2 protein-coding genes are annotated in these 1106 nt (G+C 72.4%); one reads left to right on the top strand and one right to left on the bottom strand.

The window, feature by feature from the left end:
• A partial coding sequence (locus Q8S40_RS12265) for a Sir2 family NAD-dependent protein deacetylase (RefSeq protein ID WP_305670627.1) occupies positions 1-261 on the bottom strand: 261 nt, incomplete at its 3' end.
• A 233-nt stretch (positions 262-494) separates the two neighbouring features.
• Here Q8S40_RS12265 and Q8S40_RS12260 point away from each other — a divergent pair.
• On the top strand, positions 495-1106 hold a 612-nt coding region (locus Q8S40_RS12260; RefSeq protein ID WP_305670626.1), incomplete at its 3' end, for a DMT family transporter.

Below are 1106 nucleotides of genomic sequence, written 5' to 3'. Positions count from 1 at the left end.
GACCAGCAGGAAGTCTCCGGCCCAACGGGCGGCGAGCCCGGCGAGGGCGTGGTGGGCGGCGTTGGGATGGACGGTCCGCAGCTGACGGCGACGCCGGTTGTAGAAGTCCTGCACCAGGGCCGGGTCGCGGGCGAAGGCCTGTGGCGTCGCCACATCCTCGAGCCGATGCCCCAGCCACAGGCCGTCGTCGGCGCGGAAGGTGGGGACGCCGGACTCGGCGGAGATGCCGGCGCCGGTGAGGATGATCAGGTTGCGGGGCATTCGTGCTTATCGCCCTTCTTTCCTTGCGGGAGAAGGTGGCCCGGAGGGCCGGATGAGGGGGCTGCTTCCGCACGCACACCACCAGGGGCAGACGCGATCCCCCGGACGCATGGGTGTCTCACCCCTCATCCGATCTCGCTCCGCTCGGCCACCGTCGGGCGTCGCCCTCCACCCTCAAGGGGAGAAGGAAAACCCGTGCTTCCACCCCCTCCCGCGCGGCGCTACAGCGGGCCATGCCCACCCCCCGCGCCGCCGCCCTGATGGTTCTGCTCGCCGCGGCGGCGGTGCTCGGCCTCGCCCCCATCCTCGTGCGGCTGGCCGACACCGGCCCGGCGGCGGCGGGGATGTGGCGGTTCGCCTTCGCCCTGCCGTGGCTGCTATTGCTGGTCTGGCGGCCCGGACAGACGGCGGCGGGGCGCGGGCCCGGGCGGCCGTCGCCGCTGATGGGGCTGGCGGCCCTGTTCTTCACCCTCGACCTGGCCTTCTGGCACTATTCGATCGCCTTCACCTCGGTGGCCAACGCCACCACCCTGACCAATCTGACGCCGGTGATCGTCACCGCCACAGCCTGGCTGATGTTCCGCGAGCGGCCGCGCGGCCTGTTCCTCGCCGCCCTGGCCCTGGCCCTGTTCGGGGCCTGGACGATGTCGGCGGGGGCCGACGGGCGGCAGGGGTCGAACCCGCGGCTGGGCGACGTCTTCGCGGCGGTGACGGCGCTCTGGTACGCGGGCTATTTCCTGACCGTGAAGGTGTTGCGCGGGCGGATCTCGGCGGCGCGGATCATGCTGTGGTCGACGGCCCTGGGCCTGCCCATGCTGGAGGTGAGGGGCATGACCGAAACCTGC

Source organism: Falsiroseomonas sp., assembly GCF_030695085.1.
GTDB lineage: Bacteria > Pseudomonadota > Alphaproteobacteria > Acetobacterales > Acetobacteraceae > Falsiroseomonas.
The sequence above is the reverse complement of the archived record's forward strand: the minus strand, read 5'-3'. Positions and strand labels throughout refer to the sequence as shown.